The sequence below is a fragment of the Bacillus salipaludis genome, assembly GCF_030938565.1.
GTDB lineage: Bacteria > Bacillota > Bacilli > Bacillales > Cytobacillaceae > Neobacillus > Neobacillus salipaludis_A.
The window spans coordinates 3,976,021-3,997,429 of sequence record NZ_JAVGVR010000001.1 but is presented as its reverse complement, the minus strand read 5'-3'; the positions used below and the strand labels follow the sequence as shown (position 1 = coordinate 3,997,429).

General features: G+C 40.9%; 19 protein-coding genes. All 19 read left to right on the top strand.

Translation table 11 applies throughout. The annotated features are described in order from the left end of the window. Positions 1-91: 91 nt before the first annotated feature. The 19 genes from RCG21_RS19850 to RCG21_RS19760 all read left to right on the top strand — a co-directional run bounded on the left by RCG21_RS19850 (position 92) and on the right by RCG21_RS19760 (position 20,773). A complete protein-coding gene (locus RCG21_RS19850; protein ID WP_308913684.1) occupies positions 92-1,192 on the top strand; it encodes an ABC transporter substrate-binding protein in 1,101 nt (366 codons plus the stop codon). Further along, positions 1,182-2,015: an alkaline phosphatase family protein gene (locus tag RCG21_RS19845; RefSeq protein ID WP_133335135.1), complete on the top strand. Its 834-nt coding sequence runs from the start codon at positions 1,182-1,184 to the stop codon at positions 2,013-2,015. The genes RCG21_RS19850 and RCG21_RS19845 overlap by 11 nt, the downstream gene beginning before the upstream one ends. A gap of 73 nt (positions 2,016-2,088) precedes the next feature. After that, entirely contained in the window at positions 2,089-2,934 is an 846-nt protein-coding gene (locus tag RCG21_RS19840) for an ABC transporter permease (RefSeq protein WP_372512719.1), read from the top strand. Then, positions 2,931-3,710 carry an ABC transporter permease gene (locus RCG21_RS19835; protein WP_308913683.1) on the top strand — a complete coding sequence of 260 codons (780 nt, stop codon included), beginning with the start codon at positions 2,931-2,933 and terminating at the stop codon, positions 3,708-3,710. The genes RCG21_RS19840 and RCG21_RS19835 overlap by 4 nt, the downstream gene beginning before the upstream one ends. A 1-nt stretch (position 3,711) precedes the next feature. Continuing rightward, on the top strand, positions 3,712-4,716 hold the full coding sequence (locus RCG21_RS19830) for an ABC transporter ATP-binding protein (RefSeq protein WP_308913682.1): 1,005 nt from the start codon (positions 3,712-3,714) through the stop codon (positions 4,714-4,716). After that, positions 4,713-5,516 carry a DeoR/GlpR family DNA-binding transcription regulator gene (locus RCG21_RS19825; RefSeq protein ID WP_308913681.1) on the top strand — a complete coding sequence of 268 codons (804 nt, stop codon included), beginning with the start codon at positions 4,713-4,715 and terminating at the stop codon, positions 5,514-5,516. The genes RCG21_RS19830 and RCG21_RS19825 overlap by 4 nt, the downstream gene beginning before the upstream one ends. Next, entirely contained in the window at positions 5,506-6,504 is a 999-nt protein-coding gene (locus tag RCG21_RS19820) for a histidinol phosphate phosphatase domain-containing protein (RefSeq protein ID WP_308913680.1), read from the top strand. Before RCG21_RS19825 ends, RCG21_RS19820 begins: the two co-directional genes overlap by 11 nt. A 249-nt stretch (positions 6,505-6,753) precedes the next feature. Continuing rightward, positions 6,754-7,767, top strand: a complete 1,014-nt coding sequence (locus RCG21_RS19815) for a LacI family DNA-binding transcriptional regulator (RefSeq protein WP_308913679.1) — start codon at positions 6,754-6,756, stop codon at positions 7,765-7,767. A gap of 10 nt (positions 7,768-7,777) precedes the next feature. Further along, positions 7,778-9,094 (top strand): ABC transporter substrate-binding protein, encoded by a 1,317-nt coding sequence (locus RCG21_RS19810; RefSeq protein ID WP_133335147.1) that lies wholly within the window; start codon positions 7,778-7,780, stop codon positions 9,092-9,094. 149 nt (positions 9,095-9,243) lie between these two features. After that, a complete protein-coding gene (locus RCG21_RS19805; protein WP_133335573.1) occupies positions 9,244-10,518 on the top strand; it encodes an ABC transporter permease subunit in 1,275 nt (424 codons plus the stop codon). 44 nt (positions 10,519-10,562) lie between these two features. Next, entirely contained in the window at positions 10,563-11,390 is an 828-nt protein-coding gene (locus RCG21_RS19800) for a carbohydrate ABC transporter permease (RefSeq protein WP_308913678.1), read from the top strand. Positions 11,391-11,410: 20 nt separating this feature from the next. Then, positions 11,411-12,133 (top strand): ThuA domain-containing protein, encoded by a 723-nt coding sequence (locus RCG21_RS19795; RefSeq protein WP_133335151.1) that lies wholly within the window; start codon positions 11,411-11,413, stop codon positions 12,131-12,133. 19 nt (positions 12,134-12,152) lie between these two features. Then, complete coding sequence (locus tag RCG21_RS19790; RefSeq protein WP_308913677.1) at positions 12,153-13,199, top strand: Gfo/Idh/MocA family protein; 1,047 nt, start codon at positions 12,153-12,155, stop codon at positions 13,197-13,199. A 10-nt stretch (positions 13,200-13,209) separates the two neighbouring features. Continuing rightward, entirely contained in the window at positions 13,210-14,232 is a 1,023-nt protein-coding gene (locus RCG21_RS19785) for a Gfo/Idh/MocA family protein (protein WP_308913676.1), read from the top strand. Between the two features lie 39 nt (positions 14,233-14,271). Then, on the top strand, positions 14,272-15,240 hold the full coding sequence (locus RCG21_RS19780) for a sugar phosphate isomerase/epimerase family protein (RefSeq protein WP_308913675.1): 969 nt from the start codon (positions 14,272-14,274) through the stop codon (positions 15,238-15,240). A 60-nt stretch (positions 15,241-15,300) separates the two neighbouring features. Further along, positions 15,301-16,056 carry an SDR family oxidoreductase gene (locus RCG21_RS19775; RefSeq protein WP_308913674.1) on the top strand — a complete coding sequence of 252 codons (756 nt, stop codon included), beginning with the start codon at positions 15,301-15,303 and terminating at the stop codon, positions 16,054-16,056. 690 nt (positions 16,057-16,746) lie between these two features. Next, positions 16,747-17,796, top strand: coding sequence for a putative 2-aminoethylphosphonate ABC transporter substrate-binding protein (locus RCG21_RS19770; RefSeq protein WP_308913673.1), 1,050 nt, complete (start codon positions 16,747-16,749; stop codon positions 17,794-17,796). Positions 17,797-17,913: 117 nt separating this feature from the next. Next, positions 17,914-18,912: an ATP-binding cassette domain-containing protein gene (locus RCG21_RS19765; protein WP_308913672.1), complete on the top strand. Its 999-nt coding sequence runs from the start codon at positions 17,914-17,916 to the stop codon at positions 18,910-18,912. 79 nt (positions 18,913-18,991) lie between these two features. Beyond that, a complete protein-coding gene (locus RCG21_RS19760) occupies positions 18,992-20,773 on the top strand; it encodes a putative 2-aminoethylphosphonate ABC transporter permease subunit (RefSeq protein ID WP_235824821.1) in 1,782 nt (593 codons plus the stop codon). Positions 20,774-21,409: the final 636 nt, after the last annotated feature.

Genomic DNA, 21,409 nt, shown 5'->3' with positions numbered 1-21,409 from the left:
TGTTTCATATCGGCTTTACTTTGTTTCGGTACGATTTAAAGTTTAAAACAAATCTAAAAAGGCATGAAAAAAACACGAAGGGGGATTGATTATGGGGAAAAGGTCACTGTTTAAGATGGCCGCGGTTGGATTACTATCCGTTTCACTTATTGCAGGATGTTCTAGTTCATCATCATCGGGGACAAAAAAGGATGACAGCAGCAAGAATCTTTCCATTGAGGAGATTACGAAAAAGGCACAAAAAGAAGGAGAAGTAAATTCAGTTGGAATGCCGGATGCATGGGCAAACTGGAAACAAACTTGGGACGATTTAAAATCGAAATACAATATTAAACACACCGATACCGATATGTCGAGCGCAGAGGAACTTGCGAAATTTGAATCAGAAAAGGATAATGCGACTGCTGATATTGGCGATGTAGGGATTAACTTTGGTCCGCTTGCAAAAGAAAAAGGCTTGACGCTTCCATATAAAACCTCTTATTGGAATGATGTCCCAGATTGGGCAAAGGATGATGATGGTCACTGGATGGTGGGTTATACCGGTACCATCGCTTTCATTACAGATAAAACAAATGTAAAAAACCCACCAAAAACCTGGAAGGATTTAGTGGATGGTGATTATAAAGTAACGGTTGGGGATGTATTGAAAGCAAGCCAAGCCCAATTTGCTGTATTGGCTGCTGCCTTTGCTAATGGGGGAGATGAAAAAAACATCCAGCCAGGTGTAGACTTCTTTAAAGATTTAGCTAAAAAGGGCCGTTTAGTCACAACAGATCCTAAGTTAACCGCTTTAGAAAAAGGAGAAGTCGACGTTGCTTTAGTTTGGGACTTTAATGGTCTTGGTTACCGTGACCAAATTGATCCGAATCGTTTTGATGTAGTCATTCCTGAAGAAACATCGGTCATGTCAGGCTATGCTTCTGTTATTAATAAATATGCCAAACATCCTAATGCCGCCAAACTTGCTAGAGAATATATTTTCTCAGATGCAGGGCAGGCAAACCTTGCACGAGGCTACGCTCGGCCAATTCGTCAAAATGTAAAACTTCCGGAGGATGCCAAAGCAAAGCTTCTGCCGGATGACATGTACAAAAATGTCAGACCGGTAAAAGATATGAAGGCGTGGGAACAAACGGTTCAACAATTATTAGATTTATGGCAAAGTCAGGTGCTTGTTAATGTCAAATAAGCTTATTTTTATCATGTTGGATGGGTTACGCTATGATACTGCTAGCAGCCAGATGGGCTATATGCATCATCTGATAGAAAAAGGAAACGCTTCACGGTTTAAGGTGAAGTCGGAGTTACCGAGTCTATCACGCCCGTTATATGAGGTGTTACTAACCGGGACTCCTGTCGTTAAAAATGGAATTACCACCAATCAAACAGTCAGGTTGTCACATGAAGAAAGTTTATTCCACTTAACAAAGAAAAATGGACTGAAAAATGCAACGGCATCTTATTATTGGGTAAGTGAACTTTATAATTCAGCTCCGTTTAATCCAGGTACTGATCGGATTCAATTAGATGGCCAGAAAACGATTGAAAGAGGAATTTTCTACTGGGAGGACCATTATCCTGATTCGCATTTATTTGCCGATGCTAATTATCTTCTTCAATCATATGGACCAGATTTCCTCTATGTTCATTCGATGAATATTGATGATGATGGCCATAAATATACGGCAGATTCTGCGCAGTATCGAAATCGCGCGATTGCCGTTGATATGATTCTAGCAAGTGTGCTGCCAAAATGGCTGGAGGCCGGCTACCAAATCATTGTTACTGCCGATCATGGGATGAATGATGATGGCCAGCATGGTGGTACGACTGCGGCCGAGCGCGAGGTTCCTTTGTTTATTGTTAGTCCCCGGGTAAAAGCCGGAATATACAAAGAGGAAATACCACAATTGCAGATCGCGCCTTTAGCATGTGAATTATTGTCGATTCAACCTTCTGCGGCGATGCAAAAGCTATCCATACCTATCCTAAAAGGGGCGCCTTCTTTGTAAGAAGGCGTTTCTTACTAAAAATGGTTTTCCTTAAAACCACCGTGCTTGCGGTTTTCAGAAAGGAGTTTTCCGATTGAAACGTCTTAATGGCATGTTGATTGCCAGTATCATTCCTTTTTTTCTCATCATTCTTCTCTTCTTATTTATTCCGCTATTTTTTATGATTGTAAGCAGCTTTCAGGGGAATGGGGGAACAGGTTTTACCTTTGATCAATATAAAGAAATTATTAAAAATGTTTATTATCATCAAGCCTTTAAAAATAGTATTTTAATATCCCTTTTTTCAAGTCTAATAGCCATTATTCTAGCCGTGTTCGCAACCTATTCGATCACTCTTTTTTCTAAAAGAATTCAGGATCGTATTTTAGTATTTGCCAATATGACCGCTAATTTTGCCGGGATTCCGCTCGCATTTGCATTTATTGTTTTATTAGGAAACAGCGGATTATTTACCCTGTTATTTAAATATTTTGGCTGGGACATGTTGAGTCGCTTTAATTTATATTCTTGGTCGGGAATGGTCCTTATTTATGTTTATTTCCAGTTGCCACTAGCGGTTATGATGCTTTATCCCATCTATCAAGGAATTCAGGCACAGTGGAAGGAAGCCGCCTTCCTTCTGGGCGCCTCGCCTGCACAATTTTGGCTGAAAATCGGGGTTCCAATTATCAGCCCAAGTATCGCCGGAACTTTTAGTATTCTATTTGCAAATGCCATGGGCGCCTATGCTTCAGCGTATGCCCTGGCTGGAAGTACGTATAATCTCGTTACCATCAGGATTGGTGCTCTAACGACCGGTGATATTTTTGCTAAACCGGAGCTGGGAAGTGCCGTTGCCTGTATTTTAGGAATTACATTAGTGATTGCCTTGCTAATTAATGAATGGTTAACCAGAAAAATACGGAGGGATTTATCATGAAAAAACCATTCTATCATTATATTACAATTACAATCGTCCTCCTGTATTTATTGGTCCCGTTATTAGGAACGTTTCTCTATTCATTTGCTACTTCCTGGCACAAAACAATTCTTCCTGAAGGACTTACTTTTAAATGGTATCTCGATCTATTTGGCGATGTTCGCTTTTTAAGCTCATTAGGCCGGTCCCTAATCATGTCTTTAGGTTCAACGATTATTACACTAGTGATTATGGTTCCTGCGATATTTTCGATTGTTCTATATGCGCCAAAATTAGAAAAATTAATTCAGTCACTGATTGTAATGACCTACGCGATGCCGGGAATTATTTTGGCGGTAGGTTTAATCCGCGCTTACACAAATAGTGGCATTTCGATGGTAGTTGTGACCATGGGGGCCTATTTTGTAGGGATTCTTCCTTATATGTACCAAGGGACGCGGAATTCCTTGCGAAACATTCACGCTGAATCTTTAATGGAAGCAGCAGAAATGCTGGGAGCAAGCCGCTTAATTGCATTTTTAAAAGTAATTATACCAAATATCATGTCTGGAATACTTGTATCCGCTTTGCTTTCGTTTTCCATCCTGTTCGGGGAATTCGTCCTGGTAAATCTATTAGTGGGAGGAAGCTTTGAAACAGTTCAAGTCTATTTATATCAAAAATTAAACCAAAGCGGGCATATCGCAAGTGCTATAGTCGTTTGTTACTTTGTGTTAATTTGTATTCTTTCTGCGATTATGGTGAAAGTGACTCGTACGAAAAAGGAGACTGTCTAATATGAGTTTTGTAACGATCGAAAATCTAAAAAAATCGTTTCATCAAGAAACTGTGTTACATTCGATCAACCTTTCGATTAAGAAAGGGGAATTCGTTACCTTGCTAGGTCCGAGCGGCTGCGGAAAAAGTACACTATTACGCTCGATTGCCGGGCTGTTAACGCCTGAAGAAGGATTGATTTATATTGACGGTAAGAATGTGACAAATGTGAAACCTAAAGACCGGCAAGTGGGGATGGTTTTTCAATCGTATGCATTGTTTCCTAATATGACAGTTCAAGAGAATATCGAATTTGGCTTAAAAATGAAGAAGCATGATCAGCAAACGATCAAAAGGAAAGTGGCGCGTATTGTTGAATTAGTAGAATTGGGTGGGAAGGAAGCGTCCTATCCCCGTGAGTTGTCAGGGGGACAGCAGCAGCGGGTTGCACTCGCACGTTCCCTTGTGACTGAGCCGAAAGTTTTGTTACTAGATGAGCCGCTAAGTGCCCTTGATGCACAAATTCGAAAAAATTTACAAAAACAGCTGCGGGCAATTCAGCAGGAGCTCAATATGACCACTGTTCTTGTCACCCATGACCAGGAGGAAGCGATGGCAGTAAGTGATTATATTTATATTTTAAATAATGGAGTAATTGCTCAAAGCGGTACTCCTCATGAAATTTATACCCGTCCGGCAAACGAATTTGTTGCAAGATTTATTGGAAATTACAATGTTCTAACAGGTGAGCAATTATCAAAATTATTTGGGAACAAGGAGACTTTTTCAAATAATTTGTATGCGATTAGACCGGAAGCATTCAGTACAGACCCTTTGCACGAGGCCTATGAAATTTCCGGTGATATTCAAGCTGCCATGATGCTTGGAAATATAACACGTTACGAACTTGATGCCAATGGAGTAACGGTTACGGCCGATCATTTACACAAAAATGATGCGAGTCTGCAAAGAAACCAATTCCAAAAACTCTATCTTCATCGGAAGGATGTGATTCCATTATCATGAGCGTAGTGTTAAATGAACGGCAGCAATACATTTTGGAGCAGCTGGACCGTGAAAAAAAGGTTCTTGTAGCTTCGCTTGCAGAGAAATTGGGAGTTGCTCCTGAGACCATTCGACGGGATTTGGATACCTTAGAGAAAGAGAAAAAATTAAAACGGGTGCACGGTGGTGCAGTAAAATTTCATCATGCTAATCATGAGCCGCATTTTGTGAAAAAAATGAATGTAAAAACAAAGGCGAAAGAGGCGATTGGAAAAAAAGCCGCAGCGTTCATTGAAGACGGGGACACGATTATGATCGATGTCGGTACAACCACGATTCATGTTGCCAAGGCAATTTCTGGGGTGAAAGACGTCACGATAGTGACAAATTCCTTGGCGGCGGCAGAAGAGTTAAATACCCGTTTAGAGAACCAAGATTTTGATGGGAAAATTATTGTTCTTGGTGGTATTACCAATCCAACCCAAAAATCAATTGTTGGAGCTATGACCTGTAAAATGTTGAAAGGCTTCCGATTTGACAAATTATTTTTATCGTGTGGCGGCATTACGATGGAAGATGTGAGTGATTTTGATTTTGAAGAATGTTTGGTTTCATCGACGATGATTGAGCGGGCGAATCAAGTATTTCTTCTACTAGATTCCTCAAAAGTTGGTCATGAATCTTTTTATAAAATTTGTTCATTATCATCGGTCGATTGTATTATTTGTGATGCAGAGATGCCCGCAGCATGGAAACAAATCAAATTCGATCAAATGATAAAATGGGTCCGTGTAGAAGGTGGGGAAGAGGATGAAGGTTGATTATCATTTGCATTTAGAAGAGGGGCCATATTCATTACGCTGGCTTGAACGGACAAAAAGGGCCATGGACCATTTCTCCCCCATTAATGAGAAGGCTCACACAATTGAGTGGATGTATCAAAGTATGACACGTTTAATAGAGCGTGTCCAAAAGGGAGCATACGACTCCTCTTGGATTGATTTATATTTAAAAGAAGCAAAAAGAAAAGGATTGCGGGAAGTAGGGATTGTCGATCATTTGTATCGTTTTAAAGAAACAAGGGCGTATTTTGAAAAGTATTTGGATTTAAGGGAAACCGACCTTGGAAAGATGCAGCGAAAATGGCTGGACCAAGTGATGACAGTATCAATGGGGGATTTTGTTCGGGTGATTGCGGAAGCGAAACAACGCTGGGAAGCAGAAGGGATTACTCTTCGTTTAGGAATTGAGGCGGATTATTTTCCGGGGGAGAGGAATGGCTGGCAGGAACTGCTTGGGTCTTACGAATGGGATTATGTGATTGGTTCCGTTCATTATCTGTATGGCTGGGGCTTCGACAATCCAGAAACGCAGCAGCGATTTTCTGAGTTTCAATTAGAGGCCCTTTATGAGGATTTTTTCAATGTAGTAGAGAAGGCAATCCGCAGTAAGCTTTTTTCCTTTGTCGCTCATTTGGATAACTTAAAAGTGTTCAATTATCGTCCGGAGGAAAGCCTTCTATTAGCTCATTACGAAAAAATCGCCAAAGCTCTGGTGGAAACGGATACAGCAACAGAAATAAATGCCGGTCTATATTACCGCTATCCTGTTAAGGAAATGTGTCCTAGTCGAACCTTTTTAGATGTATTAATTCAAAAAGGTGTTCGCTTTACCACCTCATCCGATTCCCATTTTCCAGATGATATCGGAGCCTATATCGATTTGAACACAAAAACACTTTTGGAGAAAGGGATAAAAGAAATTGCAACCTTTGAAAAAGGGAAAAGAATTATGAAGCCACTAGGCTGATCAACGCAGTGCCTGGCACCATGTGAAAAATTCACATTGGTGCCAGGCACTGTGTTCAACTTTTCACTAAGTAAGTTTCCGATATAATGAATTATTTTGGATTACGAAACAATTATGAATTTAATAACTTTTCTGAAAAATATATTGAAATCGATTTCAAAATGAATTAAAGTGGAGTTGTATCGATTGATTGAAATCGATTTCAACGCTCAAACCAACTTGAATAAAGGGGGAGAAGGGGGGATTTGTTTGGCAACAATTGCCGATGTAGCAAAGAGAGCAGGGCTTTCACGAGCGACCGTTTCAAGGGTGCTCAACAATCATCCAAATGTAACGGAGGATAAAAAGAGATTGGTTCGTGAGGCAATGGAGGCATTAAATTATGTCCCCAACACAACTGCTCAGCGGCTGCGAAATCAAAAAACAGATACCATTGCCATTTTAGTTCCAGTTCTGACAAATCCGTTTTTTGCGTACCTGCTGGAAGCGATGGATATGGTCGCAACTCAGAATCATCTTCAGTTACTGATTTGCCAAACGAGATACAGCAAACAGAAGGAACTAGATTTTCTCGAGTTATTACGAACAAAACAGGTGGATGGATTAATCCTAACCTCGTACGAAAATGAATGGAAAAAAATTGAGCCATATGCAGAACTTGGTCCTATGGTGTTATGCAATGAATATGAAAGACAAACAAAGGTGCCGGTTGTCCGAATGGATCAAGTGGAGGCAAGCTACATAGGGACAAGGCATTTGATTGAGCAAGGTCATGAACGAATTGCTTGTACAAATGGTGATAAAAGTAATCTTGGAAAGGATCGCCAAGCGGGTTATCGGCGAGCATTGGAGGAATATGATCTTCCGATCCACCAAGAATGGGTATTTTCCAATGTTTACGATATTGAGGATGGAAAAAGGACCTTGAGAACCATCATGAATATGAAGGACAGGCCAACAGCCGTATTTACTGGCAGTGATCAGGTAGCAGCAGGAATGATCATGGCAGCGAAGGCTCTTGGAAAAAAGGTTCCGGACGATATCGCAATAATTGGTTTTGATGATCAACCCATTGCTCGTGTTGTCGAACCCGCTTTGACAACCATTCGACAGCCCATTGAAGAGATGGGAAAAACAGCAATGGATGTGATGATAGATGCCATTGCCCATAAAAATCAAGATAGCCACCTAGAGATTCTATTACCTTTTGATTTGGTAATCAGAGATTCAACCATGTCAAAATTGAAATCGATTTCAAAATAGGGGGAAAAACATGAAAAAGTCGAAAAAAGCGAAACTGTTAGCTGTATTTGCCACATTATCACTGGCACTAGCTGCCTGTAGTTCAGACTCTGCATCAACCACAAAGGAAAAGCCAGCTAATGACAAAAATAAACCGGCTTCTGAGCAAAAAGTGAAACTGATCTATGCTCGTGGAAAGGATGTTACACAGGGAACAGCCAAAATGGTGGAAGCCTTTGAAGCATCCCATCCTAATATTGATGTAGAATTCCGGGAAATGCCTTCCGATACCGGTCAGCAACATGATGCATATATTACGGCTTTTAACGCAAAATCTTCTGAAATTGATGTCATTGATATGGACGTTATTTGGCCTGCCGAATTCGCCCAGGCAGGATATGTACTTCCGCTCGACCGCTTTATCCAGCAGGATGGAATTGATTTAAATGAATACAATCAGGGTGCTTTAGGTGCTGCCCAGTTTAATGGGAAGCAATGGGCCTTGCCAAAATTTGTCGATGCTGGCCTATTATTCTATCGGAAAGATCTTGTAAAACCAAATGAAGTCCCAAAAACATGGGATGATTTATTGAAACAAGCAAAGGCCAAAAAAGGTCAAGGGAACACGAAATTTGGTTACGTGTTTCAATCCAAGCAATACGAGGGACTTGTTTGTAATGCTGTAGAATTTGTTGGAGCATACGGCGGTGCCTTCATTGATAAAGACGGTAAAGTTGCCGTAAATAGCCCTCAAGCCATTAAAGGATTGAAAAAACTAGTTGAGATTGCTAAATCAGATGCTGTACCTGGAAACGTAACGACTTTTACTGAAATTGAGTCTGACCAAGCCTTTATCGAAGGTCAAACCGTATTTTTACGCAACTGGCCATATGAATATGCCAGTGCAAACGATAAAACAAAATCTAAAATTGCGGGTAAAGTTGGCGTAGCGCCGCTTCCGGCAGGTGACAAAGGCTCTGCAGCAGCATTAGGCGGCTGGATGGCTGGGATTAACAAGTATTCGAAGCATCCGAAAGAAGCATGGGAATTCTTGAAGTTTATGGCAGGTGCGGAAGGACAAAAAATTGACGCAATTTACGGAGGGCATGCTCCAACAATCACCAAGCTTTATCAAGATCCGGAAGTTCTGAAAGCGAACCCGACTTTTGCAGATAAAGGGTTTGTTGATGGTTTAAGTGCTGCGATTTCCCGTCCGGTTGCACCAAACTATCCTGAAATCTCTGAGATTATCCAAGTCAATGTTTCAAAAGCCATTGCCGGCGAGCAAACGGTCGAACAAGCAGTGAAGAATATGGAAAAAGAGATGAAGGAAAAGATGGGACAATAAGTTTTTTTAGAAGTAGGATTAGCCTTCAGAAGCGAAGGCTAATCCCTTTCCTCAAAAAGCCAAAGGAGGGATAGGCCCTGAGAATGAATCCTGAATCCCAAAATAAACCAGCGATAAAATCAGTTGCATCATCAAAGAAACGGAAAGGCATGTTTACAGAAAAAACAGCGGGCTATTATCTCGTTGCACCTGCTATGATTTTAATTTTTATAATCGCCATCTGGCCAGTAATCCAATCCTTTTATTTCAGCTTGTTTGATTTAAAATTAAACAATCCTGCTAAATCAGAAGTACATTTAAGTTATCAGGTGGATCTTGAACGATATCTAAATAACTTTCCATTTTTTATTGGGGCACTTAATACTGAAATTACGAAAGGAAATGCTTCCGATAAACTTACAGCCATTAAAGAAAACCTGCAAAAACTAGACCAAAAACTCCAAAGTGATTCCAACCTCAAAAAGCAATATAAAACTGTAAATGATAAACTCATGAATTTTGAGCAAGTTCCAAGCGAGCTTAGTTTAGCCAAGATTGACCAGAGAACGGCCGAAGAGTTGAATAAAACAGCTAAATCCGTCAGCAGTGAGCTACTCAAAATCTCAAAAACTGTAAATTTCACACAAGAGAAAAAACTCCTTGGTTTAGCCTCAGGGTATGGGGATGCAATCATTGAACCGAATTTTATCGGCTTAAAACATTATAAGGATGATTTAACAAGTCCACGCATGTGGAAGGCAATGGGAAATACAACTACCTTTACCGTCATTTCTGTTTTTGTGGAATTAGTCTTAGGACTTGCCATTGCCCTTTTGATTAATAAAGCGTTTTTTGGAAGAGGGCTCATTCGCGCTAGTATTTTGATCCCATGGGCGATTCCAACTGCGGTATCTGCTCTCATGTGGAAGTTTTTATATGATGGTCAAAATGGCATCGTTGCAAAACTTTTTGAAGCCTTCGGGTTGGTAGATAAAATGGAAAAGCTGCTTGTAACCGATACAGGAGCGATGTTTTCCGTGATTTTTTCAGATGTATGGAAGACCACTCCTTATATGGCTTTGCTGCTATTGGCAGGCTTACAGACAATTCCGTCATCCCTCTACGAAGCAGCTTCGATTGATGGGGCTGGAAGATGGAAGCAGTTTTTCAAAATTACTTTACCACTGTTAAAGTCTAGTATTCTTGTTGCTCTTTTGTTTAGAACGCTCGATGCATTCCGTGTTTTTGACTTAGTGTATGTTCTTACCGGCGGTGGGCCTGCTAACTCTACAGAAACGATTTCGATTCTCGCTTATAAAGTCATGTTCTCTCAAACGAATTTTGGTCACGGTTCAGCCCTCTCTGTCATTGTATTTATTTGCGTAGCGATTATTTCGATGGTTTATATCAAGTTTTTAGGCAGGGATTTATTAAATGACAGGTAAGGGAGATTTACTTGAACAGCAAATTTTAAGGGAGGAAGTTTAACATGGAGAAAAAAGCGAGTCCATTCTTTTATGTGTTTCTAATTGGGTTTGTATTTGTTGTCATGTTTCCATTTTTATGGATGCTGATCAGCTCCGTAAAACCGCCATCAGAGTTATTTGGCGACAAAGCATTTACTCCCTACACGACACACCCGACATTGGAGAATTACATATCTGTTTTTGCCAAGCACCCATTTTTACATTATTTATGGAACAGTACCGTTGTGGCAACCGTTACAACCGTTTATACCATTAGTGTGGCTTCATTTGCCGCCTATGCGATTGCCAGGCTGCAGTTTAAAGGAAAAACCGTAATCCTTGGAATTGTTTTGTCCGTATCCATGTTTCCGCAAATCGCAACCATTTCACCAATCTATATTTTTTTAAAAAACGTTGGTCTTACAAACTCTTATTTAGGGTTAATTATTCCGTATACTACATTTACACTTCCACTTTCCATTTGGATTCTGGTGACTTTTTTTAGAAAGATACCGCTGGATCTGGAGGAGGCAGCTAAAATTGACGGTGCTTCTTTAATGCAAACTTTTTGGAAAGTGATCATGCCGCTCGCGGTACCAGGAATCTTTACAACCGCCATCCTTGTCTTTATCGCAGCCTGGAATGAGTTTTTATTTGCGCTTACCATCAATACGGATGAAAAATACAAAACAGTCCCAATAGGAATTGCGATGTTCCAAGGGCAGTTTACGATTCCATGGGGAGAGATTGCCGCTGCAACAGTGATTGTAACCATTCCACTAGTCATCATGGTCCTTGTTTTCCAAAGGAGAATTGTTTCAGGGCTAACGAGTGGATCTGTGAAAGAATAGTAGATTAGGAGATGAATAGAATGGTGAATGTGACAGTTTGGAATGAAAATCGCCATGAGCAAAAAAATCCGGTTGTGAAGGAAATTTATCCACAAGGGATTCATGGGGCAATTGCCGGATTCTTAACTGGTGCTGGTTTTGATGTAAAAACCGCTACATTGGATGAACCAGAAAATGGTTTAACGGTTGAGGTTCTAGGGAGCACGGATGTCCTTGTTTGGTGGGGGCATCTTGCCCATCATGAAGTATCCGATGAAATTGTCGAAAAGGTGCATCAACGGGTTTTGGATGGAATGGGCTTAATTATCCTACATTCCGGTCATTTCTCAAAGATTTTCAAAAAATTAATGGGTACCTCCTGCGATTTAAAGTGGCGGGAAGCGGATGATAAGGAACGAATCTGGGTGGTCGACCCAAGCCATCCCATCGTAGATGGTCTAGGGGAAACAATCGAACTTGAAAAAGAAGAAATGTATGGGGAGCATTTTGATATCCCCGCGCCAGATCAATTAGTTTTCGTCAGCTGGTTCGAAGGCGGGGAGGTATTCCGCAGCGGCTGCACCTATCATCGAGGGAACGGCAGGATTTTTTATTTTCGACCTGGTCATGAAACCTACCCAACCTACCATCATCCTGATATTCAAAAAGTGATCACCAATGCGGTGAAATGGGCAGAGCCGATGAAACGAAATCGACCTGTTTATGGGAATGCCAAGCCATTAGAAACGATTTCAGTAAAATAACGAAAGAGGAGGAAAGCAAATGAGTAAATTAAGAATTGCCGTTATTGGTTGCGGAAGTATTGCCAGGCACCGTCATTTACCGGAATACGCTGCCAATTCAAAGGTTCAGATTGTTGCAGTGTGTGACATTGTCAAGGAAAGGGCAGAAGAAATAGGTGGCCAATTTGGGGCGAGGGTTTTTAGTAATTTTGAGGAATTGCTTTTAGAAGCGGAGATTGATGCTGTATCCGTTTGCACCCCCAATTACCTGCATGCTCCGATTTCAATCGCTGCATTAAATGCAGGCAAACATGTTCTTTGTGAAAAGCCAATGGCTACCTCACAAGCAGAAGCGTTAGCAATGATTGAAGCAGCAAAGTCTAACGGAAAAAAACTAATGATCGCTCATAATCAACGTTTTGTTCCTTCACATGTAAAGGCCAGAAAACTAATAGAGACCGGGGAAGTTGGAAAAATCTACAGCTTTAGAACGGCATTCGGCCATCCAGGTCCGGAAAAATGGAGTGCAGATGGAGCGCGCAGCTGGTTTTTCAAAAAAGAACAGGCATTTATTGGTGCGATGGGTGATCTCGGTGTCCATAAAACGGATTTAATCCGCTATTTACTTGGCGAGGAAATCGTTGAGGTCGCCTCATTTGTCGAAACCAGCGCAAAAACGAATAGTGATGTTGACGATAATGCGGTTTGTATTTTGAAAACAGAATCGGGAATCGTCGGTACACTCGCAGCAAGCTGGTCCTATGTGTCGAAGGAAGAAAATTCAACCATTATCTATGGAGAAAATGCGATTCTTAGATTGGAGGAGGATCCTATTTTCTCATTGATTGTTCAGTATAAGAATGGGGAAAACGTTAAATATGAACTTGGGAAAATCCAATCAAATGAGGAAGGTGGACAGGGTAGTTCACACGTAATCGAGAATTTTGTTACCAGTATAGTAAATGATACAGAGCCGGTGATCTCGGGTGAGGAAGGGATGAAATCTTTACAAGTCATTTTAGCTGCCCTTGAATCGAATGAAACGAAACAAATTGTGAAGCCTGGCACAAAGTCCGTGGCTAAATGAGGTGTTTTAGATGAGTAAACTACGAATTGGGATTGTCGGTACCGGTGGAATTGCGGTCACCCGCCATATCCCAACCTTCCTACAATTAAGTGAATCGACCACGATTGAGGGAGTCTATGATGTTGATCATGCACGAGCCGAACAGATTGCTTCGCAGTTTAATAGTTTTAAAGTGTATCCATCCTATCAAGAACTGTTTGACGATGTTGATGTTATTGTAATTTGTACACCAAATAAGTTCCATGCAGAAATTGCCATTGCAGCTCTTGAGGCTGGAAAGCACGTCCTATGTGAAAAACCAATGGCGCTGACCGTTACAGAATGCCAGCAAATGGAATCAGCAGCAAAAAAATCAGGAAAGGTTTTAGCTGTCGCCTATCATTACCGTTTTATGAAAGAAGCTCTCGCTGCTAAAAATATCATCGAAGCAGGTGAAATTGGCAACCCTCTTGTAGTTCGCGTTCAGGCATTACGCCGCCGTAAAGTGCCGGGCTGGGGTGTTTTTACCAATAAAGAATTACAGGGGGGCGGCAGCTTAATCGATTATGGCTGTCATCTCCTTGATTTAGCACTTTGGTTAATGGGGGATGTAGAACCGATAGAGGTTTCCGGGACTACATATAATGCTTTAAGTAAAACTGCTGGACAGGTAAACCAGTGGGGTTCTTTTGATCATCAAACCTTCAATGTCGATGATCATGTTTCTGCCTATATCAAATTTGCAAACGGAGCTTCAATGCTTTTTGAAACATCATGGTCGAATAATATTAAAGAAGATGTCGTTGAAAATATCAGCATATCAGGTGACAAAGGTGGCTTAGAAGTTTTTCCTCTTCGTTTGAACTATGCCAAACATGGTATGTTGTTTAATAGTCAAGCTGTTTGGATTCCTGGAGAAGATAAGCCAGATCTCCCTCAAGCAGAGAATTTTGTTGCGGCCTGCCTTGGGCACGCTGAGCTGGTGGTAAAACCTGAGCAAGCAGTTAGAGTATCCCAAGTAATAGAAGAGATTTATAGGAGCAGTCAGATTTAGGGCAGGATTCATTTTTAATCGAAAGGTAGTGAGTACAGTATGCAGCTTGGTGTATTTACGGTATTGTTTGCCGAAAAGAAATTTGAAGAAATGCTTGATTATGTGAAAGATTCTGGACTAAATGCAGTAGAAATTGGGACCGGGAACTATCCAGGTAACGCCCATTGCGACCTTGATGGGTTGCTTGAAAGCAAGGGGAAGCGTGAAGACTATCTGAAAGAGATTGATAAACGAGGCTTAACGATTAGTGCCTTTAGCTGTCACGGTAATCCGCTCTCGCCTGATAGGGAATTTGCTAAAACATCACATGAAACGTATGTAAAGACCGTACAACTAGCAGAATTAATGGGGGTTCCCGTTGTGAATTGTTTTTCTGGAACTGCCGGTGACCATGAAGGTGCAAAATATCCAAACTGGCCAGTTGCCCCGTGGCCAAATGAATATGGTGAAGTATTAAAATGGCAATGGGAAGAAAAGCTTATCCCCTATTGGAAGGAATGGGGGAAATTTGCTGAGGATCGGAAGGTGAAAATTGGTCTTGAGCTCCATGGCGGTTTTCTCGTCCATACCCCCTATACGCTGTTAAAGCTAAGGGAATACACCTGTGAAGCGATTGGTGCGAATTTGGATCCGAGTCATTTGTGGTGGCAGGGGATTGATCCGGTTGCCGCGATTAAAATCCTTGGCAAAGAAAAGGCCATTCATCATTTTCATGCAAAAGATACGTATATTGATCAGGAAAATGTCAATATGTACGGTCTTACTGATATGCAATCGTATGGAAGTGTGCAGACAAGGGCCTGGTCCTTCCGCTCAGTTGGCTGCGGTCACAGTCTGCAGGATTGGTCCGACTTGATGAGTTCACTAAGAACATTTGGTTATGATTATGTTGTCAGTATTGAACATGAAGATCCATTAATGTCCATTGAAGAGGGATTCAGGCGGGCTGTTCGCAACTTAAAAGCTGTTTTGATTGAAGAAAAACCATCTTCTATGTGGTGGGTATAAGATTGTTTTGGCTCGCTATAGTTAAAGCGGGCCTGTTATTTTTTAAAGAGGAGGTTTGTTATGTCAAAACTAAAAGGCCAAATTGCTATTGTTACGGGAGTAAGTCACGAATTGGGCATTGGTGCTGCGATTTGCCGTAAGCTTGCCACTGGCGGGGCCGATCTATTTTTTACTCATTGGAGAGCAGCCCGGGATTGGACAACTAGGTTTCAGGAAGAAATGCGTGGGTTGGGAGTCACCTGTAAACATAAGGAGATTGATTTAGCAAAATCAAATGCTGCTTGTGAAATGATGGACAGTGTCCTGGATGAACTAGGATGCCCGACCATTCTCGTTAATAATGCGGCGCATTCTGAGAGGGATGGGTATAAGAGCTTAACTGCAAAATGTCTTGATGAGCACTATGCAGTGAACATGAGAAGTACCTTCCTGCTTTGCTGCGAATTTGCCCGACATTTCGAACTGAATGATAAGTCTTTTGGCCGGATAATTAACATTACATCCGGTCAAGGATTAGGACCGATGCCCGGTGAGTTGGCTTATGCTGCGACGAAAGGTGCTATTTCTGCCTTTACAATCACCCTGTCTGCAGAGTTAGCACCAAAGGGAATTACCGTGAATGCCGTAAACCCTGGTCCAACTGATACGGGTTGGATGACAGAAGATTTAAAAGCGGAACTAGCAGGGAAATTTTTAATGGGACGGATTGGCCATCCCGAGGATGCGGCCCAAATAGTCGCCTTTCTGGCATCAAAAGAAGCAGAATGGATAACCGGCCAGGTCATCCATTCAGAAGGCGGTTTTTTGAGGAATTAATCATAATAGAGTAGAAAGTGCCAGGCGCTATGTGAAAAATTCACATGGTGCCTGGCACTTTGCTCATTATTAGCAGGAAGGACGTTTTTATAGGTATCAAGCGGATTTTGTCCCTCCGGTGTAGCAGGAAGGACATTTTTTTAGATTTCCAGTAGATTTTGTCCTTCCAGAGTTGCTGGAAGGACATTTTTATAGATATCAAGCGGATTTTGTCCCTCCGGTGTAGCAGGAAGGACATTTTTTTAGAATTCCAGTAGATTTTGTCCCTCCAAGGAGTTCACTTAGTATCTGGACAATACCTATTAAATTATTAATAGAGCAGAAAAAGTATGACAGAACAAAAAGAAAAAAGGAAAAACAAATAAAATGTGTTGCAATTACTTGTTTTTCGTTTTATATTTATTTTAAATATTAAGAATATTTAAACATCTATTAATAGAAAGAGGGATGAACGTGTTTAGCAAACTAACAAAAATTAGGCAATTTGACGCACCAGGTTAAGATTTTAGTAGGAATTTGTAAACGCTCACACCTTCTGTCTACCTGAAGAAATCAAGTAATTCCAACCACTGCATGAATCCCAATCACGAAACCATTCATCTAAAAAACTCATTTCTTCCAGATCCTTCATTTTCCCAATAATGGGTGCACTTCTCTTGGAAACAAAAAAATTAAAAAGGGGTTGTATCAATGAAAAAATTGGCCTTACTTATGACTGCTATTCTGATTTTCTCCATTTTTGCTGCCGGATGCAGTTCGAAAAGTTCGTCAGGAGGGAAAAAGGAGGTAATAACAGTTTACACGGCGATTGAAGATAATCAGATTCCTGCCTATATCGAGTTATTCAATAAGGTCCATCCAAATATTGAGGTAAAGCTGGTCAGGGACTCAACCGGTATTATTGCTGCGAAGCTGTTAGCGGAAAAAGATAATCCTGTTGCCGATGTGGTCTGGGGCCAAGGAATCACCAGCTTAATTCCACTCGATGAGGCTGGTTTGCTAGAAGCATATAACCCGAAAAATATCGACCAAATTATGCCGACCTTTAAGGATACAGCAAATCCTGTACACTGGGTCGGAATGGATGGATATATGGCTACTTTTGCAGTTAATACCGTTGAATTAAAGAAAAAAGGCTTGCCAATTCCACAATCCTATCAAGATCTGTTAGATCCAAAATATAAAGGACTCATTTCCATGCCAAATCCGGCTTCAAGTGGTACTGGATTTTTAACGGTCTCAGCACTATTACAGTTAATGGGTGAAGACCAAGCCTGGGATTATATGAATAAGCTCCATGAGAATATCGGTATTTATACCCATTCCGGTTCCAAGCCGGCGAAACAAGCAGGAGAGGGAGAATTTCCAATCGGGATTTCATTTGACTACCCAAGCTTTAAAGAAAAAGAGTCAGGTGCACCAGTCGAAGTGGTATTCCCTAAAGAAGGTTCAGGTTGGGAAATGGAAGCAACCGCACTCATCAAGAAGCCAAAAATCAAAAAGGCAGCTAAAACCTTTATGGATTGGGTAACAACAAAGGATTTCTTGCAGCTGGTGAATAAAAACTTTGCCGTTGTCTCAGAAGACTTAGGTAACCCGCTGCCAAATGGTTATCCTCAAGATCTACTATATAAACAATTAATTAAAAACGACTTCCAATGGGCTGGAAAACAACGTGAGGCTATTTTAGCAGAATGGACGAAACGTTACGATTCGAAGAGTGAACCAAAAGAAGAGTAAAGTGTAATAAACAATACCATCTAAAAAAGGAAAGAAAACTTTGCATGGTTGGATTTTTCATACACTTTGCGAAGTTTTCTTTTCCGATATGAACGTAATAGGGAAAGGGGACTTTTGATGGAACAGCTACTAGGTATTCAAAATGTAACGAAAACCTTCGGGAAATTTGTTGCGCTTGACCATGTTAATTTTTCCGTTAGCAAAAAGGAATTTGTCTGTTTATTAGGGCCGAGCGGCTGTGGGAAAACGACGTTACTGCGGATTATTGCCGGCCTCGAGGAACCAAATTTTGGTTCGAAAATTTTATTAGAGGGAAAGGATATTACTTCATCTCCTCCTTCAAAAAGAAATTTTGGAATTGTTTTTCAATCCTATGCCTTATTTCCCAATTTGACGGCCTATCAAAATATTGCCTATGGTTTAAAAAACAAGAAGTTATCGAAAAAAGTAATCGACGAAAAAGTTCGTGAAGCACTTTCTCTTGTTCATTTAGAGCATATTAAGGACCGTTATCCGGCGCAATTATCGGGGGGGCAGCAGCAGCGGATTGCCTTAGCAAGAGCGCTAGCGTTATCACCAACATTCCTGCTCTTAGATGAACCATTATCAGCACTTGATGCAAAGGTTCGACTAAAATTGCGAATTGAGATTCGTAAATTACAAGAAAAGCTGGGAATCACCACCATTATGGTAACGCATGATCAAGACGAAGCATTGACAATGGCGGATAAAATTGTCGTAATGAACAACGCAAGATTGGAGCAAATCGGAACACCGCAGGAAATCTATGAAAATCCGAAAACTCCATTTGTAGCGGATTTCATCGGGACAGTCAATATGCTGGCCCATGAAGGAACAACCGCTGCCATTCGGCCAGAACATATTCAAATTTCAGAAACTGTCTCAACAAATAGTATCCAAACGATTGTAAAAGCAATGGAATTTCGCGGGGCTTTTTATCGGTTATTCTTGGACATTACCGATCCGAACTATCTGGTTGCTGACGGATTACTAGCCGTCGATGTTCCCGCTTCAGTAATTAAAAAGCTAAATATTGATAAAGAAAGTGTTTTGAATGCGGAGCTGCCGCAAAACCATCTCGTTACATACGCCTGAACGGTACCGTTAATCTGACAATCGGGTAGAGGTGGAAAAGAATGTTGAGGTGATCTAGTTGATTAGTGAGGAACAGGTAATAAATCCAACAGAGGTTCCGGTACAATCTAATGTACATCGAAAGAAAATCCGTCAAAAGACCGGTAAGACGGAATGGTTTCATAAATCCTTAATTGTCTTGATGCTTTTAGGACTAATCATTGGAATTGTCCTGCCGTTAATTCAGTTATTTTTTGAAGCGCTAAAGGATAAAAACGGTGCCTATGCCGGGTTTGTCAATTTTGTCCATTATTTTCAAACCCCATCTCTCGTTCAGTCTATGTACAATACCTTATTTATTTCGATTATAACCGGAGTAATCTCGGTAGTGCTGGCGTTTTTTTATGCTTATGCATTAACTCGGACGCAAATCCGCTGGAAAGGATTTTTTAAATATATCGCTTTTCTCCCTTTGTTTGCCCCTACGATGATGCATGGGATTGCACTGATATATTTATTTGGGAATAAAGGGGCATTCACTACCGGTTTTTTTGGATTTTTTGAAAAAATATTTGGAACGGCTTTAGGAATTGATATCCATTTATATGGCCCTGTGGGAATTGTCATCTCTGAAGTCATCTATACATTCCCGCAAGCGTTTTTAATTTTGATGGTGGCGATATCTGTAACAGATTACAGACTATACGAGGCAGCCGAGACGCTTGGGTCCGGGAAAATGAAAAAGTTTTTTACGGTAACGATACCAAGTATTAAATATGGTTTGGTTAGTGCCTTTTTTGTAGCCTTTATTTTAAGCTTTACCGATTTTGGCGCGCCAAAGGTGGTCGGGGCCCAATACAATGTGCTTGCAACGGATATTTATAAGCAAGTGGTCGGACAGCAGAATTTAAGCATGGGTTCAACCGTTGGGATTATTTTAATCATTCCGGCATTGATCGCGTTTCTTGCTGACCGAATGATGCAAAGGAAACAAAGTGCTTCCTTTTCTTCAAAATCCGTTTCCTATAAAATTAAGAAAAATCCATGGCGTGACAGGACTTACTTTGTATATTGCCTTCTGATTTCCTTGGGTGTTTTATCCTTAATCGGTGCTATCATTGCTGCTTCCCTTGTGAAGGTCTGGCCATACAATTTTTCTTTGACGCTTGAGCATTTAACTTTTAAAAATGTCGCAGGGAATGGGCTTGAGCCTTATTTTAATAGCCTTTACGTATCGCTTATTACCGCTATTATTGGTACGATGGTCATTTTCTTTGGGGCATATCTCATTGAAAAAACGCGGTTTATGAAGGTAACGAGGCAGGTAAGTTACTTTTTATCGATTTTACCGCTGGCATTGCCTGGACTTGTTATTGGGTTAGCGTATATCTTTTTCTTTAATAAACCGGAATTTAATTTTTGGGGGTTGACGATTGTTAATCCGTTTCAATCCCTATATGGAACATTTATGATCATCATCATAGCGAATATTATCCATTTTTATTCGGTCAATCTCATTACGGCAACAACGGCTTTGAAAAAATTAGACAAGGAATTTGAGCCGGTTTCTGAATCAATGAATATTCCGTTTTATAAAACTTTTTTCAATGTAACGGTTCCTATGTCGATTCCTGCAATTTTGGAGATTGGAATTTATCTGTTTGTTAACTCAATGACTACAATCTCGGCGGTCATTTTCCTTTACACTGCAGATACGAAGCTTGCATCGATCTCAATTGTGAATATGACAGATGCGGGGGACACCGCTCCAGCCGCTGCCATGTCTTTCATCATTGTTCTCACGAATATTTTTGTTCGGGTCGCTTATGAATTTGCTACCAAGAAAATTAGAAAACGAACGCAAGCCTGGCAGCAGCGGTAATAAAAATCTTGTAGATGTAGAGAACCTCTACATCTAATTTTTTTATATTTTGCTTTGCTACCCATCTTTGTTGGTGCATAGTCAGGCATGAAGGCTAAAACTTTTAAAGATCTCGGTAGAAATGGTCTTCATAGTTGGGATGAAGACTAAAACTAAGGAGGCCCACAGAAGAAATGGTCTTCAAAGACGGGATGAAGACCAAAACTCAAGAGGTCCGCAGTGGAAATGGTCTTCAAAAGAGGGATGAAGACCAAAACTCATATTGTTCGCTGAAGAAATGGTCTTCAAAGACGGGATGAAGACCAAAACTCAAGAGGTCCGCAGTGGAAATGGTCTTCAAAAGAGGGATGAAGACCAAAACTCAAGAGGCCCGCAGTGGAAATGGTCTTCAAGAGAGGGATGAAGACCAAAACTCATATTGTTCGCTGAAGAAATGGTCTTCAAAAGAGGGATGAAGACCAAAACTCATAATGTTCGCGGAAGAAATGGTCTTCAAAGGAGGGATGAAGACCAAAGCTCAAGAGGCCCGCAGTGGAAATGGTCTTCAAAAGAGGGATGAGGACCAAAGCTCATAATGTTCGCTGAAGAAATGGTCTTCAAAGACGGGATGAAGACCAAAACTCAAGAGGTCCGCAG